Origin of the sequence: Campylobacter sp. BCW_6466, from assembly GCF_001762835.1 — a bacterium.
Taxonomy (GTDB): domain Bacteria; phylum Campylobacterota; class Campylobacteria; order Campylobacterales; family Campylobacteraceae; genus Campylobacter_D; species Campylobacter_D jejuni.
In genome coordinates this window covers 15,791-35,672 of sequence record NZ_MJXO01000028.1, presented here as the reverse complement: position 1 = coordinate 35,672, position 19,882 = coordinate 15,791, and the positions used below count along the sequence as shown (strand labels likewise).

Here is a 19,882-nt window from a genome sequence, read left to right as displayed (position 1 = left end):
TAAATCAGTCTTATAAGGAGAGCAAAATGGATTTAGAAAATATCCTAGAAAATAATCAAAGCATAGGTTTATATCACCCAAAGAACGAACATGATGCCTGTGGTATCGCTGCAATTGCTAATATACGCGGTATTGCCTCTTATAAGGTTATTTGTGATGCTTTAGAAATTTTGATGAATCTTGAGCACCGAGGTGGTGCAGGAGCTGAAGAAAATTCAGGTGATGGGGCGGGGATTTTGATCCAAATTCCACATGATTTTTTTAAAACTCAAGAATTGGGTTTTGAACTTCCTAAAAAGGGTGATTATGCCGTAGCACAGATGTTTTTATCACCCAATACTGATGCAAAAGAAGAAGCAAAAGAAATATTTTTACAAGGTTTAAAGGATAAAAAACTTGAATTTTTAGGTTTTAGAGAAGTGCCTTTTAATCCTAGTGATATAGGTGCAAGTGCTTTAAAAGCTATGCCTTATTTTTTACAAGCCTTTGTGAAAAAACCAAGTAAAATAAGTGCAGGACTTGAGTTTGAAAGAGTGCTTTATAGTACGCGTCGCCTTATAGAAAAAAGAGCTATTAATGTGCCAAAATTTTATTTTTCAAGTTTTTCTTCACGTACCATAGTTTATAAAGGAATGCTTCTTTCAACTCAATTGAGCGATTTTTATCTTGATTTTAAAGATGTCAATATGAAATCAGCCATCGCTTTGGTGCATTCTCGCTTTTCGACTAATACCTTTCCAAGTTGGGAAAGAGCACATCCAAACCGCTATATGGTGCATAATGGAGAGATTAATACCATACGCGGAAATGTTGATAGTATAAGAGCTAGAGAAGGTTTGATGCAAAGTGAGTATTTTGAAAATTTAGATGAAATTTTTCCCATCATAGCTAAGCCTAGCAGTGATTCTGCAATGTTTGATAATACTTTAGAATTTTTAGCTCTAAATGGTCGCACTTTAGAAGAAGCTTTTATGATGATGGTGCCAGAACCTTGGCATAAAAATGAAAATATGGAAAGCAAAAAGCGTGCTTTTTATGAGTATCATTCTTTATTGATGGAGCCTTGGGATGGACCTGCTGCTATAGTTTTTACTGATGGAGTGATTATGGGGGCGAGTTTGGATAGAAATGGTTTTCGTCCTTCAAGGTATTATCTTACAAAAGATGATATGCTCATACTTTCAAGTGAAACAGGGGCTTTAAAACTTGATGAAAAAAATATCAAAGCTAAAAAACGCTTAGAACCTGGAAAACTTTTACTCGTTGATACAGCAAGAGGTAGGGTTATAGCTGATAATGAAATCAAAGAGCATTATGCTAATGCTAAGCCTTATAAAAAATGGCTTAAAAATTTAGTTGAACTTGAAAAACAAAAAAGCGGAGTTTATAAACATCAGTTTTTAAAAGAAGATGAGGTTTTAAAACTCCAAAAAGCTTTTGGTTGGAGTTATGATGAGCTTAAAATGAGTGTGGCTGCTATGGCTCAAAATGGTAAAGAAGCTATAGCAGCTATGGGTGTAGATACTCCTTTGGCTATACTTTCTAAAACTTATCAACCTTTGTATAATTATTTTAAACAACTTTTTGCACAAGTAACTAATCCTCCCCTTGATGCCATAAGAGAAGAGATCGTTACTTCTACAAGGATTTATCTAGGAAGCGAAGGCAATTTATTAAAACCCGATGAAAACAATGCAAAACGCGTAAAAATAGCCTTGCCTGTGATAAGTAATGAAGAACTTTTTGAAGTTAAGGCTTTAAATAAATTTCAAGTTAAAGAATTTTCTATACTTTATGATTATTCTAAAAAAACTTTAGAAAAGGCTTTAGATGAACTTTGTGTTAAGATAGAAGATGAGGTTAAAAAAGGTGTTTCTATTATCATTTTAAGCGATAAAGGAGTGGATGAAAAAAACGCTTATATCCCCGCTTTGCTTGCTGTTTCTGGAGTGCATAATCATCTAGTAAGAAAAAATTTAAGAACACACACAAGTCTTATCATCGAAAGTGGTGAACCTAGAGAAATTCATCATTTTGCATGTCTTTTAGGCTATGGTGCGACTGTTATTAATCCTTATTTGGTTTATGAGAGCATACAAAAACTCATTGCCAATAAAGATTTAAATTTAAGTTATGAAAAGGCGGTAGAAAATTTCATCAAGGCAAGTTCAAGTGGCATAGTCAAAATTGCTTCTAAAATGGGAGTTTCTACCTTGCAAAGTTATAATGGCTCTGCACTTTTTGAATGTCTGGGCTTAAGCTCTAAGGTGATTGATAAATACTTCACTTCTACAACTTCACGCATTGAAGGTATGGATTTAGAAGATTTTGAAAAAGAGCTCATTGCTTTACACAAATATGCTTTTAACGATACACATAAGGCTTTAGATTCTAAAGGAATTCATGGTTTTAGAAGTGCTAAAGAAGAACATTTAATCGATCCGCTTGTGATTTTTAATCTTCAGCAAGCCTGTCGCAACAAAGACTATAAAAGCTTTAAAAAATACTCGGCTTTAGTAGATGAAAAACAAGTTAATTTGCGTTCTTTGATGGAATTTGATTTTAGTGAAGCTATCAGTATAGATAAGGTTGAAAGCGTAGAAAGTATAGTTAAACGCTTTAGAACAGGAGCGATGAGTTATGGTTCTATTTCTAAAGAAGCACACGAGTGTTTAGCACAGGCTATGAATAAAATAGGTGCTAAATCAAATTCAGGTGAAGGTGGCGAGGATGAAGAACGCTATGAAATCAAAGAGGGTGTGGATAAAAACTCAGCCATTAAGCAAGTAGCAAGTGGGCGTTTTGGCGTGGATTTAAACTACTTAAGTCATGCAAAAGAAATTCAAATCAAAGTCGCTCAAGGCGCAAAACCAGGTGAAGGCGGACAATTAATGGGCTTTAAAGTCTATCCTTGGATAGCTAAGGCTAGACATTCTACTGCAGGTGTGACGCTTATTTCCCCACCTCCTCATCATGATATTTATTCTATAGAAGATTTAGCTCAACTTATTTATGACCTAAAAAATGCTAACAAAGACGCTAAAATTTCAGTAAAACTTGTAAGCGAAAATGGCATAGGAACGGTTGCTGCAGGTGTGGCTAAGGCAGGAGCGAATTTAATCCTTGTTTCAGGTTATGATGGAGGTACAGGTGCAAGTCCTAGAACTTCTATACCGCATGCAGGAATTCCTTGGGAGTTAGGTTTGGCTGAAACACATCAAACTTTGATTTTAAATAAGCTTAGAGATAGGGTAAGATTAGAAACTGATGGAAAGCTTATGAATGGGCGTGATTTAGCCATAGCGGCACTTTTAGGAGCTGAAGAATTTGGTTTTGCAACCGCGCCTTTGATTGTTTTAGGTTGTACGATGATGAGAGTTTGTCATCTAAATACCTGTCCTTTTGGTATAGCTACTCAAGATATAGAACTTAGAGATCGTTTCAAAGGCAAAGTGGATGATGTGATTAATTTCATGTATTTTATAGCCGAGGAACTTAGAGAATACATGGCAAGGCTTGGTTTTGAACGCCTAGATGATATGATAGGTCGTGTGGATAAACTCCGCCAAAAAAGTGTGCAAGGTAAAGCAGGAAAGCTAAATTTAGATAAAATTTTAAAATCCTTGCCTACTTATAATAGAACTGCTGTGCATTTTAAAGATTATAAAGACAATAAACTTGAAAAAACGATTGATTATAGAATTTTATTACCACTTTGTAAAAATGCTGTGGAGAAAAAAGAGCCTATCAAACTTTCTTTAGAAGTAGGAAATCAAAGTCGTACTTTTGCAACTATGCTTTCAAGTGAAATTTTAAAAACTTATGGAAAAGATGCTTTAGATGAAGATAGTATCCATATCAAAGCTATAGGCAATGCAGGTAATAGCTTTGGAGCGTTTTTGTTAAAGGGCATTAAACTTGAGATTATAGGCGATAGCAATGATTATTTAGGCAAGGGTTTAAGTGGTGGCAAAATCATAGCAAAAATTTCAAATGAAGCTACTTTTTCGCCTGAAGAAAATATCATTGCAGGAAATGCTTGTTTATATGGAGCAACTGAGGGTGAAGTGTATTTAGATGGTATAGCAGGGGAAAGATTTTGTGTAAGAAATTCAGGAGCTTTGGCTGTGGTTTTAGGAACAGGCGTGCATGGTTGTGAATATATGACAGGTGGGCAAGTTGTAGTTCTTGGAGATGTGGGTGCGAATTTCGCTGCTGGTATGAGTGGGGGCGTTGTTTATATTTTTGGAAGACACAATGAAGCTCATGTAAATACCGAGCTTGTGGATATTAAAGATCTTAATGCTAAGGATGAAAAAGAATTAAAAGCTGTGATAGAAAAACATATCGCTTATACAGATTCTAAAAAGGCTAAAGATATTTTAGAAAAATTCGATAAAAAAGACTTTTTTAAAGTCATGCCAAGAGATTATGAAAAGATGTTAAAAATGCTTGATCTTTGTAAAAATGAAAAAGATCCAAATTTAGCAGCATTTTTGAAAATCACGCAAAAATAAGGAGTAAAAATGGGAAATGCAAGAGGTTTTTTAGACTTTAAAAGAATGGATTTTAAAAAAATTGCCCCTAAGGAAAGGGTTTTAAATTACAAAGAATTTACAACGCTTTTAGACAAGAAAGAACAAGAAATTCAAGGCGGACGATGTATGGATTGTGGTGTGGCCTTTTGTCATACGGGCGTGATGAGCGAAGGAAAAGATATAGGCTGTCCTTTAAACAATCTCATTCCTGAATGGAACGATCTTATTTATCATTCTTTATGGAAAGAAGCTTATGAAAGACTTGAACTTACTAATCCTTTTCCTGAATTTACCGGTCGTGTTTGCCCTGCTCCTTGTGAGGATTCTTGTGTGTGTGCGATAAATGGTACAAGTGTGAGTATCAAAAATAATGAATTATCCATTATAGAAAATGCTTTTAAAGAAAATTTAGTAAGAGTAAATAAACCTAAGCAATACAATGGCAAAAAAATCGCTATCATAGGAAGTGGACCCGCTGGACTTGCTTGTGCTAATACTTTAAATTCACTAGGTTATAAAGTAAGTGTTTTTGAAAGAAGCGATAAAATAGGCGGACTTTTGATGTATGGCATCCCTGATATGAAGCTTGATAAAAGTATAGTTCAAAGACGGGTGGATTTGCTTAAAAAAAGCGGGATTGAATTTAAAGTGAATGAAAATATAGACAGCAAAGATAAGGTTTCAAAACTTCTAAAAGAATTTGATGCTTTGGTGCTTTGTACAGGAGCAAGTAAGCCTATAGATCTTGATATAGAAGGTAGAAAGCTAAAAGGGGTTGAATTTGCCCTTGATTTTTTAACGCAAAATACCAAAACTTTGTTAAAAACAGGCAAGGGTGCAGATACGGCCAAAGGTAAAAATGTCTTGGTTATAGGAAGTGGGGATACAAGTGTGGATTGTATCGCTGTAGCGACAAGACAAGGGGCTAAATCTATAGTGCGTTTTGAAAGAAGTCCAAAAAGACCTTTGCAAAGAAGCCAAAACAATCCTTGGCCTTTAAAAGCTGACATTTTTACTACTGATTATGGTTTAGAAGAAGCCATTGCTGTATATGGCAAAGATCCTAGGGAATATCAAAAAATGACAAAGAAATTTTTAGGAAAAACTCATGTAGAAGGCGTTGAAGCAAATGATTTAAAACGCGAGTTTAAAGAAGGCAAAGCTATAAATGTCGAATTTTCAAATTCTAAAAAAACTTATAAAGCGGATTTAGTGCTTTTAGCTATGGGTTTTAGCGGGTGCGAAGAAGCTATCTCTAAAAATTTTGGAGTGAAATTAGATGAGAAAAACAACATAAGCACAGAAAATTTCCAAACCACTCATAAAAAAATCTTTGCTTGTGGAGATGCTAGAAAAGGACAATCTTTAGTTGTTTGGGCTATAAAAGATGGTATAGAATGTGCTTTGAGTTTGCATCAAAATTTAGCAAAATAATCATAAAAGTTTAAAACTTTTTCGGTGGAGTTTGCAAATTCCAAATTTAGCTATAAGTTCTTTATGAGCTTTTGTGCCATAGGCTTTGTTTTTTTCAAATTCATAACAAGGAAAGTCTTTAGCTAAGAAATTCATCACCCTATCTTTACTAACTTTTGCAAGTATGCTAGCTGCACTTACTTGCAAAATGCTAGTATCGGCTTTGATTTGTGTTTTTATCCCATTTATACCTAGGTTGGTCTTTCCATCATATAAGAAGTTATTTTCTGTTTTAAAATGCTTTTTTATAAGCTTTAAGCCTGTTTTTAAACAAGTGCTTAAGCCTAGTGCGTCGATTTGCTCTGAAGAAAAAGCAAGTATGAGATAGTTTGAATTTTTGATGATGATTTCATAAAGTTCTTCGCGTTTTTTTTCGCTTAGTTTTTTAGAATCACACAACCCATGAAGTTTTTTGTTCAGTTTGCAAGCTGCCATCATCATAGGACCTGCCAAAGCACCGCGTCCTGCTTCATCAATACCAATTAAATTTATGTCAAATTCGTTTAAAAGTTCTTTTGTGTCAAATAAAGTTTTCAAATTTTTCTAAAAAGAAGGGCAAAAATGCCCTTTTATTCTACTATGATATCATTTTTGATTTTTTCAAAAAGCTTATCACCTATGCCTTTAACTTTTTTAAGATCATCAATACTTGTAAAATTTGCTTCTTTGCGGTATTCTAAAATTGCTTTAGCCTTAGCTTCGCCAATACCATTTAAACTTTTTAATTCTTTTAGCGTTGCAGTGTTGATATTTACAGCACCAAAGAGAAAAGCCGTTAAAGCAAAAAATAAAAATAGTAATTTTTTCATTTTATTATCCTTTTATTAAAAAATAATTGTAATATTATCTTAAAAAGGATAAGAATTTCTTAACTTAACCCAAAAATTCGCGTTTAAAATACTCTTTTGGTGCTTTACATAAAGGACAGGCTGCTGGAGCTTTTTTACCACGATGTATATGTCCGCATACTTCACAAACCCATAATTCTTCTACTTCGCTATTAAAAAATTCTTCTTCTTCAAGCATTTTTTTAAGCGCTAGATATTCTCTTTCGTGTTCGATTTCTACTTTGCCAATAGCTGTAAATAATCTCGCTATAGCCTTTTTGCCTTCATCTTCAGCAATTTTTGCAAAATTTGGATACATAGTTGTGTGCTCATAGTTTTCACCTTCTGCAGCACTTACTAGATTTTTTGTAGTTACCTCTAAAGGTTTGCCATCAACGATTTCATGATAAGCTTTAAATTCTGCTCTTGCATGCCATTTTTCATTTTCAGCTGCTTCTCTAAAATGTCTAGCAACCGCGTGCCAACCTTCTTCTTCAGCTACATCAGCAAACAAATCGTATTTGTTTCTTGCCATAGATTCGCCTGCAAAAGCTTTCATCAAATTTACTGCAGTTAAATCTGTAGTGATACATTTCATTTCTTCACCACAACAACTAAGTTTACCACCGCCTACATTTTGAACTTCTACTTCATTGCCACATTTTTGGCATTTATAGGTTTCATATTGTCTCATTTTGACTCCTTTTTGATTATCAAAAAGCATTGTATTATAAAAAAATATTTTTGTCAATTAATAATTTTTATCATTTATGAAAATGTATATCAAAATAAATTTCACAAAAATTAAGCTTTGCTAAATATAATTTTAAAAAATTATTATCAGGAGTTACAATGAGAAGCGATGCGATAAAAAAAGGACATTTAAAAGCACCTAATCGTTCTTTACTTCGTGCTTGTGGTTTGAAAGATGAAGATTTTGACAAACCTTTTATAGGTGTAGCAAATAGCTATATAGACATAATCCCAGGGCATTATTTTTTAAATGATTATGCTAAAATCATTAAAGATGAGATACGCAAAAATGGTTGTGTGCCTTTTGAGTTTAATACCATAGGTGTAGATGATGGTATAGCTATGGGGCATGAAGGTATGCTTTATTCTTTACCAAGTCGTGAAATTATCGCAAATTCCATTGAAACAGTGATGAATGCTCATCAACTTGATGCTTTAATCTGTATCCCAAACTGCGATAAAATCACTCCTGGTATGTTAATGGGAGCTTTAAGGGTTAATGTTCCAACCATTTTTGTAAGTGGTGGGCCTATGGCTTCAGGAGTAACCAAAAAAGGAGAAAAGATCAGTCTTAGCTCTGTTTTTGAAGCTGTAGGGGCTTATGAAGCCAAAAAAATTAGCGAAGAAGAATTTAAAGACATAGAATGTTCAGCCTGTCCAAGTGGTGGATCTTGCTCGGGAATGTTTACGGCAAATTCCATGAATACCTTATGCGAAGCTATGGGTATAGCACTAGAAGGTAATGGAACCATTTTAGCTTTAAGCAAAGAAAGAGAAGAGCTTTTAAGAAAAGCAGCGCGTCGTATTTGTGAAATCGCCTTAGATGAGCGTTTTAAAATTCGCAATATCATCACTCAAAAAGCCGTGCGTAATGCTATGGTAGTAGATATGGCAATGGGTGGAAGTAGCAATACTGTTTTACACATGCTTGCCATTTCACGTGAAGCAGGGGTAGCACTAGATATTAAAGATTTAAATTTCATCTCAAGCAAAGTTGCACACATAGCAAAAATAGCCCCATCGCTAAATAGTGTTTATATGGATGATATCCACAAAGCAGGAGGTGTGAGTGCAGTTATGGCTGAAATTTCAAGCAGACAAGGACATATTTTAGAACTTGATGCACTGACTATCACAGGAGAAAGTCTCAAAGAACGCTTAAAAAATGCCAAAATCAAAGATGAAAATATCATTCGTAGAGTAGATAATGCTTACTCAAAAGTAGGTGGACTTGCTATTTTGTTTGGAAATTTAGCTGAGCAAGGTTGTGTTATAAAAACCGCAGGAATAGTTGGAAAAAGAAAATTTAAAGGCAAAGCTGTTTGTTTTAACTCTCAAGATGAAGCTATAAAAGGCATTATCAAAGGCAAGGTGCAAAAAGGAAATGTTTGTGTGATACGCTATGAAGGTCCAAAAGGTGGCCCTGGTATGCAAGAAATGTTAAGTCCTACTTCACTTTTAATGGGTATGGGTTTGGGCGCTGATGTAGCTTTAATCACCGATGGTCGTTTTAGCGGGGCTACAAGGGGTTTAAGCGTGGGTCATATTTCCCCTGAAGCAGCTGAAGGTGGTCTTATAGGACTTTTAAAAGATGGAGATGAAATAGAAATTGATGTAGATGCTTATACCATCCATGCAAATTTAAGCGAAGAAGAAATCGCTAAACGCAAAAAAGAATTTGTATTACCTCAAAAAGAAGTGCCTTCAAGATGGCTTAGAATGTATCAAAAACTTGTTAGCAATGCTAGTAAAGGTGCGGTTTTGGATATGGAATGAAAGGAAACCTTTCATTCTTCTATTTCTTTAGTTATACGATTTCTTATATCTCTACGAACTATTTCCATGCCCCACAGCCAAACAATATGTCCAAAAATTTCAGACAGGTGTTCATCAAAAGGAATTTCAGAAAGTGGTGGAACTTCTGCAATTAAAGGCATTACAATAACATGGGCAAAAAGATAAACAAAAAATCCAAAAACTGCACCTTGCCACATAGTAATACGGTGCCATTTTTCCGCTATCATACAATAAGCCACTCCAAAAACAATAGAAAAACCAACATGCACTATAAAAATTGATAAAGGCATTTGCATACCTGAAAACATATAAGTCCAATCAGTAGGTAAGCCTAGTTGTTCTAGAAAAATTTTAGGTGGAGTAACACGTTCTAAAGCATCTGCTGGCCAAAAAACATTGGGATTTCTTGGAGGAAAAGGTACTTCCCAACCCCATTTAACAATAGCTCCGAAAATACCCGCTAATATACCTATAAAAAAGGCTAAAGTATAGCGCTTTTGAAAGTATTTTTTCATAATAACTCCTTTATATTTTATACAAAATAAAATTTGAATTTATAATATTTTTGTTTAAAATATATTGAAAATAGGAGCATAAAAATCTTATTTAAATTTTAAAATACTCTCTTAAACTTTCACAAATTTCAAAAAAATTTACCCCATCTATAGTAGGATTTTCTTTAAAAAACTCATGCATTCCTAAAAAACCACTTTCAAGTTCTTTAGACTTTACACCATAGCTTATACTAAGTCCTGCTTCTATAAAAGCAGCGATTTTATCACAGTATTTAAGCGCCTTACCATCTATAGCACCAAATTCATTTTCATTAAAAGAGCTTAAACTTCCGCTACAAAGTTCTATTTTAGCATTTTTATAAGTGCGATTTTCAAACTCATTTTTTACAAAATTTGACTCATCATTTCTACCTTCTCTAATGCCTAAAATATAAGAAAACTCAGCCCTTAAACCCTCAGGAACGAAGGGTAAAATTCTTTCATTAATAAGTTTCATTTCATAATCATTTATAATATCATGAAGCCCATCAATGCCATATTTTACAGGGCTTATAATATCACGCGTTAAAGACTCTGGCAAATCATGAAACAAAGCACAATAAAAATTATTCTCAAGTCTTTTATCACAAGATTTGATTTTTAGTGAGTAAAAATATCCTAAAATCGCCACCACAAGCATATGTCCTAAAACCGCAGTTTCTGGTATGCGTGGAGTTTGAGCCCAACGCTTTTGAAAGCGAAGTCTTCCGCTAAGATCAATAATTTTTGCAATTTTTTGATTTAAAGCGATTTTTCTAGCTCCTATAAGCTCATAGTAATCTTCTAATTCTTCTTCAACTTTATTTTTTATCTCATCAATATCATTTAAAAAAGCTGAGGTTTGATAAACTATGTTAAATTCCCATCTTGTAGCAAAATACGAAGCTGCTTTTAAGATAAGCCTTTCTTTAGCGTAAGCATTGCCGTTTAAATACGCTTCAAAACGCTTTAAAAACTCTCCTTCTTCTATATCTTCTATCATAGGTTCGATTTTGCTTAAAACCCAAGCATTAACTTCAGCTTTTTTTTGACGCACGATTTCATGATACACATCAGGGCGTATATCGGTTACTACCACACGACTTAAAAACTCAAAAATTCCCCCTTCTATAATCACTCTCATATCCACATCTTTTTCCATTTTAGCGATAAAATATGCGATGATGAATTTATGAGCTTGTTTGTCAAGCTCAACCAAATTTGCCATTCTTGGATAATCATTCCAACGACTGATAGAAGCGGCTTTAAAAATGTGTTCTATGAGTTTTATGTTTATCATGCTTTTGCCTTTTTTGCAATTTAAATTTAAAAATTTTCGTTAAAATTGCGAAATTATAGCAAATTTAAGGATAAAAATGAGTAAAAAAGCACTTTGTATCATAAGTGGCGGTATGGATAGTACTTTGTGTGCTTATCTAGCCAAAAAAGAAGGTTATGAAATCATCGCTTTGCATTTTGATTATGAACAATGCACTCAAGAGAAAGAAAGAGAATGTTTTAAGCAAATTTGCAAGGCTTTAAAAGTAGAAAAATCTTATATTTTAGATGTGAGTTTTATCAAAGATATAGGGGGTAATGCCTTAACCGATAAAAGTATAGACATTCCTAAAAATGAGCTTTGCATAAGCGATACCCCACCTATCACCTATGTGCCTTTTCGCAATGGAATTTTCTTAAGCATAGCAGGATCTTTGGCTGAAAAGGAAAATTGTGAGAGTATTTTTATAGGGGTGGTAGAAGAAGATGGCAGTGGTTATCCTGACTGTACTGATGAGTTTATACAAAAGGCACAAGAATTTATCAATGAAGGTACGAGTAAGAATTTCAAAGTTTGTATAAAAACTCCGCTTGTTAGACTGAACAAAGCTAAAATTGTAGAACTAGCCTTAAAAGAAAATGTACCTTTAGAACTTACTTGGTCTTGTTATGAGAGTGAAGATGAAGCATGTGGGGAGTGCGATAGTTGTTTGCTTCGTTTAAGAGGTTTTGAAAAAGCAGGGTTTAAAGATAAGATCAAATATAAGTCCTAGTTTTCACTAGGACTTAAAGCTTAGTTTAGAGTATAAAGCTTGTTTGCTCCATCTTGATAAGAAAGAATGTTGATTTTTCCATCTTTAAAGAAAATGCTTCTAGCATTAGTGATAGAGCTTGGGAAAGCGATAGTTTTTACTACTTCTTCCTTAACTGGATCAATTACGGCAATCACATTGTGATTTTTGCTTAGTGCATAAATTTCTCCATCTTTAAAAGTCATAGAAGTTACATAAAGATCGCCCAAAGTTTTACCTTCTTTAAGATTTGCTTTTGGAGTAAATTCTCCTGAAAGAACACGATCTTTTAAAGAAATTTTAGAGATTACAAAAGTTTTAGCGTCTTTGTTGTTTGGAACAGTTGCAAGATAAAGATAATTTCCATCTGTAGTCATGCTTGCTACATGGTTAAATTTTGCTCTTACAGTATCAAGTCTTCCACGACCTAAACCTTCGCCTTGGCCTTTAAATTTATCATTACCTTTTACAAAATCAGCGTATTGTTTAGCGATATCTTCTTCACTTGCATTAGGATTTTTTGCAAATCTTAAGAAAGATTTGTTTGAGCCCATAAGAATGAATTTATCGTTCATATAAGGTATGATGCCAATAATTGGATCGATAGTAGCTGAAAAATAAGGATCAAGCTCAAAACCTTCTTTAACGCTAAAATTATTATCTAAGAAAGCCACATCCCATTTAGAGCTTGCTACAAATTCATTGTTGATATAATCAAGAGTATTGATGGCTTTGTCAAAATTTATAGTTTGTTCATTTGTGATTTTAAGCTCATCATTGATTTTTGCAAATGGAGCATTGTTGATATCATTATCAAATTTTATGCCAAGTTTTTCACTTGCAGGTGCAAAAGCATAATCAGGAGCTTTAACATCGCGCTTTCCTAAGAAAGAAATATTTTGCCATAAACCATTCCAACCTTCTTTACTCCAAATGATGTATTTTGGATTTAAGCTAAATCTTACAGGATCGCCTTGTCCCACATAAGGAGGAATTCCTGTGCTTACAAAAGCTTGGAAAACATTTGAAGCTACTACAATCGCACTGATAACTACAGCTGCGAGAGAAAATTTCGTATATTTTCTAAATTTTTCTCCATTTAATTCTGCTTCAAAAGCATTAAATTTAGGAGCAAAAGCAAAAATCACACCTAAAAGCAATACAACAGCCCAAAATACCACTTCAGCCCAAAAATAAGTATGGATACCAAAAACTGCTAAACCAAAACCTTGATCTAAATCTCTATGAGCGTGATTGCCATAGTGAGCAAAAGATTGATAAAGGCCTACTGCTGTCATGATTAAAAGAGCAGCAAGGTATTTACCTTTCATACCATAACGAACAATGAAAAGCGCCATCACGCCGATAAAGATCATTGCTTCTCTTTGTCCCCAGCAAAGTGTGCAGGGACTATCACCCAACATATAACCAAATACAAAATTTGCAATACCTACAGGTAAGAGTATGATCAAAAAGCCTGCTAAACACATTAGTGTGTAGAAATTTTTTGTTTTATTGATTTCGTTCATTTAGCCCTCCCTTACAGATTCATTATTGTTAATAGTGCGCCTGTTTTGTGGCCAACATAGAAAAAAACCATTAAAAGCCAAGCTACCATTACTAAACCAAAAGCCAAATTTTCTTTTTCTGGTTTTTTGATAATCAGTATCAAGGCGATTAAAACTAATAAAAGTTCAAGAAACTCCATAGTATCTCCTTATGAAATAAAAACCGTTAATTTTACTTTAAAAACATAAATTAAAGATAAATTTTTTATTAAAATTTCGTGTTAATTTAAATTAACACGAAAAAAGTTACTGAAAGCTACTTAATTTTTCAGAGAGTTTAGACGCACCATTTAGAACATTTTGAGAGATATTATTGATTTCGGATGATAAATCTTTAACAGAATTTGCAAGTTCATTAACCTTGTCTATGCTTGTTCCTAGGATAAGCATTTTATCTTTTACTTCCATGCTTTTATCTTTCATGGTTTGGGTTGATTCTATAGAGCTTTCTAGTTTATGCATAGAATTTACAAGTTCTTGTTGTAAATCATTGGTTTTTAAAGAGGTTTCTTTCATAGAATCATGGATAAGATCCATCAAGGCTTTGTTGTCATTGATTTGTTGGACTATAGCATTAACAGTAGCATTTATATTTAAAAGAGATTTACTTGTTTTATCGGCAAGTTGACCTACTTCATCAGCAACAACTGCAAAACCCCGTCCATGTTCGCCCGCTCTTGCAGCTTCAATAGCTGCATTCAAGGCAAGTAGATTGGTTTGATCGGCTATATCTCTAATAGAACTCGTAATTTCTATAATATTATCTGCACTTTGAGTTAGATTATCCATATTGGCTACTATATTTTGCTCTTTTTCATTATTTTCATTTATTAAATTTACAAGTTCAGATAGAGTAAGTTCTACCTTATCCATCAGTATGTGCATATCTTGCATATTTTCTATGCTTTCTTGTGCTAAATTTCCCGCAAGATTGATATGATCATCTAAGACATAGGTGATTTCTTTAACGCCTTGAATTTGTTCATGTTGTGAATTAGAACTGTTTTCAAGCATCATAGAGTTGTTTTTGAGCTTTTGTGAATTTTGATGACTTGATTTAGCATTTTCTATGGCTTCTATGATTGAGTTTTGAACGGTGGATATAAATGAATTAATATATTGAGCACTTTGTCCAAGTTCACTTTTTGGATCTATATTTAAACGAGAGTGTAGATTGGCTTCTTTACTAGCTAAATTAGCGCTTAGTTTTTCTAAAGTATGAATTGGCATGATGACTTTTTTTAGTGTTAATAAAATAAAAAATACAAATAATACAAGAGTGATTCCAAATACTGTTAAAGCGATATAAAATTTAAATAAATTAGATTGTTCTACAGCATTTTGAGTGAAAGCGTTAAGTTGTTTTAACTCTTTCATAAGAGAATTATTCTCATAAATAGAAGAATTATCTTGCATAATAGAAATCTGTTTTACAATCATTTTATAGTGTTTTAGAAAAAGTTGTAAATTTTCACTTTTTGTATCGTTTTTGATTTCTTTCATAAGGCTGTTGAGTTGATTGAGTGTTGTTTTTTGCAAAATACTTTCAGTTGAAAGAACGCTTAACATAGAACTCATTGTTCTATAGTTGTTTTTATTTGTTTCATGGTTTTGTTCTAATTCTTCAAAATAATTTTTAGCTAATTCAAACAAATAAAGTTTTGAATTTACCGCTATGGAATTTGCGGATTTGAAATAATTAAGCTGGATTAGTTTGGCATTAAAAATTTCTTCCGCTTTGCTTATATCAATCCCAAAAGTTTTAAGTTTTTTAAAGTTTTCTTGCATTTTTTTTATTGCTTGAACACTTGGATCATAGTTAATAAAATTAAAACTATTTTGAAAAACGGAATTGATTTTTTCATCTGAAATTTGTAGCTGTTGAACTATGTTTATTAAGTCTTTATTATCTTTAGATGAGGAGTAGTTGTTAAAAATAATACCTAGCAAAACAAGAATAAAAGCTAAAACTAGCGTAGATAAAATAATAAATTTTATCAAAAATGAACTTTTTTTATTTGTCATGATATTCTCCTGTCAAGCTTTCTAGGAATGCAACTATATTATCAACTGTTTTTTGATCTAAAAATTTTCCTAGTTGATAGTAAGCCATAAACTGAACACAAGCATCTAAAGTAGGTATAGAACCATCATGAAAATAAGGCGCGGTTTTGGCTATATTTCTTAAACTAGGAACCTTAAATATCATTTTATCAGCTTCTCTTTTTGTGATTTCATAGCGTCCTAAATCTTCTTGATTTGGGTATTCTTCAAAAATACCGATTTTTTGAAACATATTTCCACCTATATTTTGACCTTGATGACAAGAAATGCAGCCATTAGCTTTAAAATCTTCATAACCTTTTTTAGCTTGAGCTGAAATAGCATTTTGATCTCCGCTAAGATAGCGATCAAAAGGAGAATTTGGAGTGATTAAGGTTTTTTCAAATTCTGCAACTGCAAGAGCTATGTTTTCTACCGTAACTTCTCCATAAAGTTTTTTAAAAGTTTTTACATAATCTTCATTAGAATTAACTTTTTGTAAAAGAAGTTCAGGACTTAGTCCCATTTCTTTTGGATTAAAAAAAGGCACTTTTGCTTGTTCTGCTAAATCTTTGGCTCTGCCATTCCAAAATTGCACAAAATTAAACACAGAATTAAAGGTTGTAGGAGTGTTAAAAGGTTTATCAAGTTGATTATCAACTCCTATTGAAAATTCAAGTCCATCAACGCCGTGTTGATCAAGCCTATGGCAGGTATTACATGAAACTTTTCCATCTTTGGATAAGCTTTTATCCATATAAAGACTTTTTCCAAGCTTAGCTTTTTCTTTATCATAAGGGATGGAATTTGGAATAGGGGTTATCATATCTACTGCAAAGACTATATTTGCATAAGATAAACATAAAATTATTATTATTTTTTTCATAATAAATTTCTACCTTAAGTTTAAATTTCTCAGAATGTCATTATACTTTAATTTTGGTAAATTGTTTAATATATTGATATTTTTTATTTAAAGTTTTTTTATTTTATTGCAAAGTTCTCCTAAATTTTCTATGACACAACGTACTTTATCTCCTGATTTTAAAAAAGTAGGTGGATTTAACCCCATGCCCACTCCACTAGGAGTTCCCATAGATATAATACTTCCAGCTTTTAAAAGCATGCCCGCGCTAAGTTCTTCTAAGACATAAGCAATATCAAAAATAAACAATTGGGTGTTAGAGTTTTGGCGTAGTTCATCATTGACATAGCTTTGAAGTTGGAGTTTAGGAGGATAAGAAATTTCATCTACGCTTGTGATATAAGGTCCCATTATAGTGCTACCTTCAAGACTTTTTGCTCGGTAGAATTGTTTGTGGCGTTTTTGAAGTTCGCGAGCTGAAATTTCATTGATAATAGTATAGCCAAAGATATAATTTTTTGCATCTTTAGCTTTGATTTTATAAGCATCTTTACTTAAAATAAATGCAAGCTCACATTCATAATCAAGCTGAGAAGTTACATCTGCATGTAAAGGTATATCACCAAAAGGTGGCGTAGCTTGATTGCAGCGTTTTCCAAAATATACAGGATATTCTCTTTCTTCAAATTTTTCACCCTTAAATTTGGCAGATTCTTTGGCATGATCTAAAAAATTAATCCCAAGACATATAATATCTTGACGAGGTTCTATAATAGGGGCTAGATAATCTTCTTTTGGAATTTCATAGGCTATTTTAGAATCCAAGTCTGTAAGCTTGTGTTTAAATTTATCAAAATAGATAATAAATTCATTCATATCGTTAGTTTCAATGCCAAGATCAGCAAAACTTACAATTTTTCCACTAGAATTTAGTACTCCTAGATTGGGTTTTTGATCCTGTATAAAATTAACAAATTTCATTAAAAAATCTCGCTTTTTTATTTAATTATACTTAAAGTTTTAGCAAGAATTATTTTTTTGTTTTAAAATTTGGTAAAAAAGTGATTGATTGTAGCGTAGTGAAACATCATTTTATTTTATGGAATTGTTGAAAATTTCTTTTATGTTTATTTTTGAGTTGATATCAAAATTTTGATTTTTATATTGAAATTTCAAACGATAAGAATGCAAACACAAACGCAAGGCACCTGTAAGTTTTAAGCGTTCTTTAGGATTTAATTTTTCATCTAAAATGCTTTCGATTTGTTCTTTGCTAAGCCCATAAAGCGGATCTCCTAAAATGGTATGGTTTTTATAGTGCAAATGCACTCTTATTTGGTGTTGCCTGCCTGTTAAGGGTTTGCAAAGTAAAAGAGTAGCGTTGATTTTAGGAAAGTATTCTAAAATTTCAAATTCAGTGATAGCTTGTTTTCCTTCTTTGCAAATTTGCATTCTTGTTTTTATATCATCGTAGTTTTTAGTTAAATTTATAGCTTTATCAACTATAAAATTTTCTTCTATTTTTCCATGAGCTAGAGCAAGGTATTCTTTTTGAACTAGTTTTTTTTCAAACAAGCTTTTAAGATCAATTTGTGCTTTTTTATTTTTAGCTATAAGTATAAGTCCGCTCGTTTCTTTATCGAGCCTGTGTGCTACGCAAGCTTCTTTTCCCCAAAGATGCCAAATTTCATCACTAAGACTGTATTTGCAATGTCTACCATTTGGATGGCTTAAGATCCCACTTTCTTTTTCAAGTATGGCAAAGTCTTCATTTTCAAAGACAATTTCTACTCCTTTGGGGTTGTTTTCATAGACTATAAGCTCTACTAAACCATTTAAAATTTTATTCTTTTCTTCTACTAAAATTCCATCACAAAAAAGTCTTTTTTTGTCTATGAGTTTTTGTGCTTCATTTATGCTAATTTTTAAATTTTCCATAAGGACTTGAAACGCCTTTTTTCCATTGTTTGAGAGTTTTATTTTTATGTAGGCCATTTAATAACTTTCTTAGGATAATTTGATATAATTTCCGTTTTTTAAAATATAAAATTATAGCTAAAAAGGTTTCAAAGATGGTTGAAAGATATAGCAGAGAAATCATGGCTAAAAAATGGGACATGCAAGCAAAATATGATGCGTGGTTAAAAGTAGAATTAGCTGCTGTAAAAGCTTGGAATAAACTCGGTCTCATTAATGACACAGACTGCGAAAAAATTCTTAAAAATGCAAAATTTGATATTGCAAGAATAGACGAAATAGAAAAAACCACAAAACACGATGTTATCGCTTTTCTTACAAGTGTAAGTGAAAGTTTGGGAGAAGAGAGTCGTTTTGTGCATTATGCAATGACAAGTTCTGATTGTATAGATACAGCTGTTGCTTTACAGATAAAAGAGAGTTTGGAGCTTATTTTAGAAGATGTTTCTTTGCTTTTAGAAGTGATCAAAAAGCGTGCTTTGGAGCATAAAAACACCTTAATGGTAGGAAGAAGTCATGGAATTCATGGAGAGCCTATCACTTTTGGTTTGGTGTTAGCTATTTGGTATGATGAAATTTTGCATGCAAAAGAGCTTTTAGAACATGCAAAAGAAGTGATAAGCTATGGAAAAATCAGCGGTGCAATGGGAAATTTTGCTCATGCACCTCTGGAATTTGAAGAAGAAGTTTGTAAAAATTTAGGTCTTAAAGCTGCTCCTGTTTCAAATCAGGTGATTCAAAGAGATCGTTACGCTCAAGTTATTTCTGCTATTGCGATTTTAGCTTCAAGTTGTGAGCAAATCGCTGTAGCCATAAGACATTTTCAAAGAACTGAAGTTTATGAGGCTGAAGAGTATTTTAGTGTAGGACAAAAGGGAAGTTCAGCTATGCCACATAAAAGAAATCCCGTTTTAAGTGAAAATATCACAGGGCTTTGTCGTGTGCTTAGATCTTTTGTAACTCCAGCTTTAGAAAATGTTGCACTTTGGCATGAAAGAGATATATCTCATTCTAGTGTCGAAAGATTTATTTTGCCTGATGCTTTTATCACGGCTGATTTTATGCTTATGCGTCTTACAAATATGATTGATAAGCTTTTGGTTTATCCTGAAAATATGATGAAAAATTTAAATCTTACAGGCGGGCTTGTATTTTCAGGGAGGGTGCTTTTAGAGCTTCCATTTAAAGGCATTAGTCGTGAAGAAGCTTATAAAATAGTTCAAAGAAATGCTATGAAAGTTTGGGCGGATTTGCAAAATGGCAAGGCTGCTATCAATGAAAAAAATGAAAGTTTGTTTTTGTTGGCACTTTTAGAGGATGAGGATTTAAGAAAAAGTTTGAGCGAAGAGGATGTAAGAAAATGTTTCGATTATAACTACTATACAAAAAATGTTGATGCAATTTTTAAAAGAACATTTAAATAAAAAGCAAGGAAGGCA

General features: G+C 32.8%; 16 protein-coding genes. 5 read left to right on the top strand and 11 right to left on the bottom strand.

What is annotated here, in order from left to right; translation table 11 throughout:
• The first annotated feature begins 26 nt into the window (after nt 1-26).
• Nucleotides 27-4,517 (top strand): glutamate synthase large subunit, encoded by a 4,491-nt coding sequence (gene gltB, locus AJ887_RS02585; protein WP_044778574.1) that lies wholly within the window; start codon nt 27-29, stop codon nt 4,515-4,517.
• Between the two features lie 9 nt (nt 4,518-4,526).
• Nucleotides 4,527-5,972, top strand: a complete 1,446-nt coding sequence (locus AJ887_RS02580) for a glutamate synthase subunit beta (protein WP_044778572.1) — start codon at nt 4,527-4,529, stop codon at nt 5,970-5,972.
• On the opposite strand, the gene AJ887_RS02575 is transcribed toward AJ887_RS02580, so the two are convergent.
• The 3 genes from AJ887_RS02575 to AJ887_RS02565 all read right to left on the bottom strand — a co-directional run bounded on the left by AJ887_RS02575 (nt 5,973) and on the right by AJ887_RS02565 (nt 7,532).
• On the bottom strand, nt 5,973-6,548 hold the full coding sequence (locus tag AJ887_RS02575; protein WP_044778570.1) for a ribonuclease HII: 576 nt from the start codon (nt 6,546-6,548) through the stop codon (nt 5,973-5,975).
• A 32-nt stretch (nt 6,549-6,580) separates the two neighbouring features.
• Nucleotides 6,581-6,820, bottom strand: coding sequence for a ComEA family DNA-binding protein (locus tag AJ887_RS02570; protein WP_044778569.1), 240 nt, complete (start codon nt 6,818-6,820; stop codon nt 6,581-6,583).
• Nucleotides 6,821-6,884: 64 nt separating this feature from the next.
• The gene (locus AJ887_RS02565; protein WP_002855562.1) at nt 6,885-7,532 is read right to left on the bottom strand and encodes a ferritin family protein; all 648 of its coding nucleotides are present in this window, start codon (nt 7,530-7,532) and stop codon (nt 6,885-6,887) included.
• Nucleotides 7,533-7,690: 158 nt separating this feature from the next.
• Between AJ887_RS02565 and ilvD the strand changes: the two genes are divergently transcribed.
• Nucleotides 7,691-9,367: a dihydroxy-acid dehydratase gene (gene ilvD / locus AJ887_RS02560; protein ID WP_052949447.1), complete on the top strand. Its 1,677-nt coding sequence runs from the start codon at nt 7,691-7,693 to the stop codon at nt 9,365-9,367.
• A gap of 11 nt (nt 9,368-9,378) precedes the next feature.
• Here the strand turns inward: ilvD and AJ887_RS02555 are convergent, their stop codons facing one another.
• The gene (locus AJ887_RS02555; protein ID WP_002860860.1) at nt 9,379-9,903 is read right to left on the bottom strand and encodes a YagU family protein; all 525 of its coding nucleotides are present in this window, start codon (nt 9,901-9,903) and stop codon (nt 9,379-9,381) included.
• A gap of 91 nt (nt 9,904-9,994) precedes the next feature.
• Nucleotides 9,995-11,221, bottom strand: coding sequence for an HD domain-containing protein (locus AJ887_RS02550; protein ID WP_044779735.1), 1,227 nt, complete (start codon nt 11,219-11,221; stop codon nt 9,995-9,997).
• Between the two features lie 76 nt (nt 11,222-11,297).
• Here AJ887_RS02550 and queC point away from each other — a divergent pair, with 76 nt between their 5' ends.
• On the top strand, nt 11,298-11,972 hold the full coding sequence (queC, locus tag AJ887_RS02545; RefSeq protein ID WP_070240277.1) for a 7-cyano-7-deazaguanine synthase QueC: 675 nt from the start codon (nt 11,298-11,300) through the stop codon (nt 11,970-11,972).
• A gap of 20 nt (nt 11,973-11,992) precedes the next feature.
• Here queC and dsbI read toward each other — a convergent pair whose 3' ends face one another.
• The 6 genes from dsbI to AJ887_RS02515 all read right to left on the bottom strand — a co-directional run bounded on the left by dsbI (nt 11,993) and on the right by AJ887_RS02515 (nt 18,461).
• A complete protein-coding gene (gene dsbI / locus AJ887_RS02540; RefSeq protein WP_002860863.1) occupies nt 11,993-13,519 on the bottom strand; it encodes a disulfide bond formation protein DsbI in 1,527 nt (508 codons plus the stop codon).
• Between the two features lie 11 nt (nt 13,520-13,530).
• On the bottom strand, nt 13,531-13,698 hold the full coding sequence (gene dba, locus AJ887_RS02535) for a disulfide bond formation protein Dba (protein WP_002779270.1): 168 nt from the start codon (nt 13,696-13,698) through the stop codon (nt 13,531-13,533).
• 106 nt (nt 13,699-13,804) lie between these two features.
• The gene (locus tag AJ887_RS02530; RefSeq protein ID WP_002860864.1) at nt 13,805-15,583 is read right to left on the bottom strand and encodes a methyl-accepting chemotaxis protein; all 1,779 of its coding nucleotides are present in this window, start codon (nt 15,581-15,583) and stop codon (nt 13,805-13,807) included.
• On the bottom strand, nt 15,573-16,487 hold the full coding sequence (locus tag AJ887_RS02525; protein ID WP_044778565.1) for a cytochrome-c peroxidase: 915 nt from the start codon (nt 16,485-16,487) through the stop codon (nt 15,573-15,575). Before AJ887_RS02525 ends, AJ887_RS02530 begins: the two co-directional genes overlap by 11 nt.
• 87 nt (nt 16,488-16,574) lie before the next feature.
• Nucleotides 16,575-17,447, bottom strand: a complete 873-nt coding sequence (locus AJ887_RS02520) for a fumarylacetoacetate hydrolase family protein (protein ID WP_002860866.1) — start codon at nt 17,445-17,447, stop codon at nt 16,575-16,577.
• A gap of 111 nt (nt 17,448-17,558) precedes the next feature.
• Nucleotides 17,559-18,461 (bottom strand): RluA family pseudouridine synthase, encoded by a 903-nt coding sequence (locus tag AJ887_RS02515; protein WP_044778563.1) that lies wholly within the window; start codon nt 18,459-18,461, stop codon nt 17,559-17,561.
• Nucleotides 18,462-18,538: 77 nt separating this feature from the next.
• On the opposite strand from AJ887_RS02515, the gene purB reads away from it, so the two are divergent.
• Nucleotides 18,539-19,867: an adenylosuccinate lyase gene (purB, locus tag AJ887_RS02510; RefSeq protein ID WP_044778562.1), complete on the top strand. Its 1,329-nt coding sequence runs from the start codon at nt 18,539-18,541 to the stop codon at nt 19,865-19,867.
• Nucleotides 19,868-19,882: the final 15 nt, after the last annotated feature.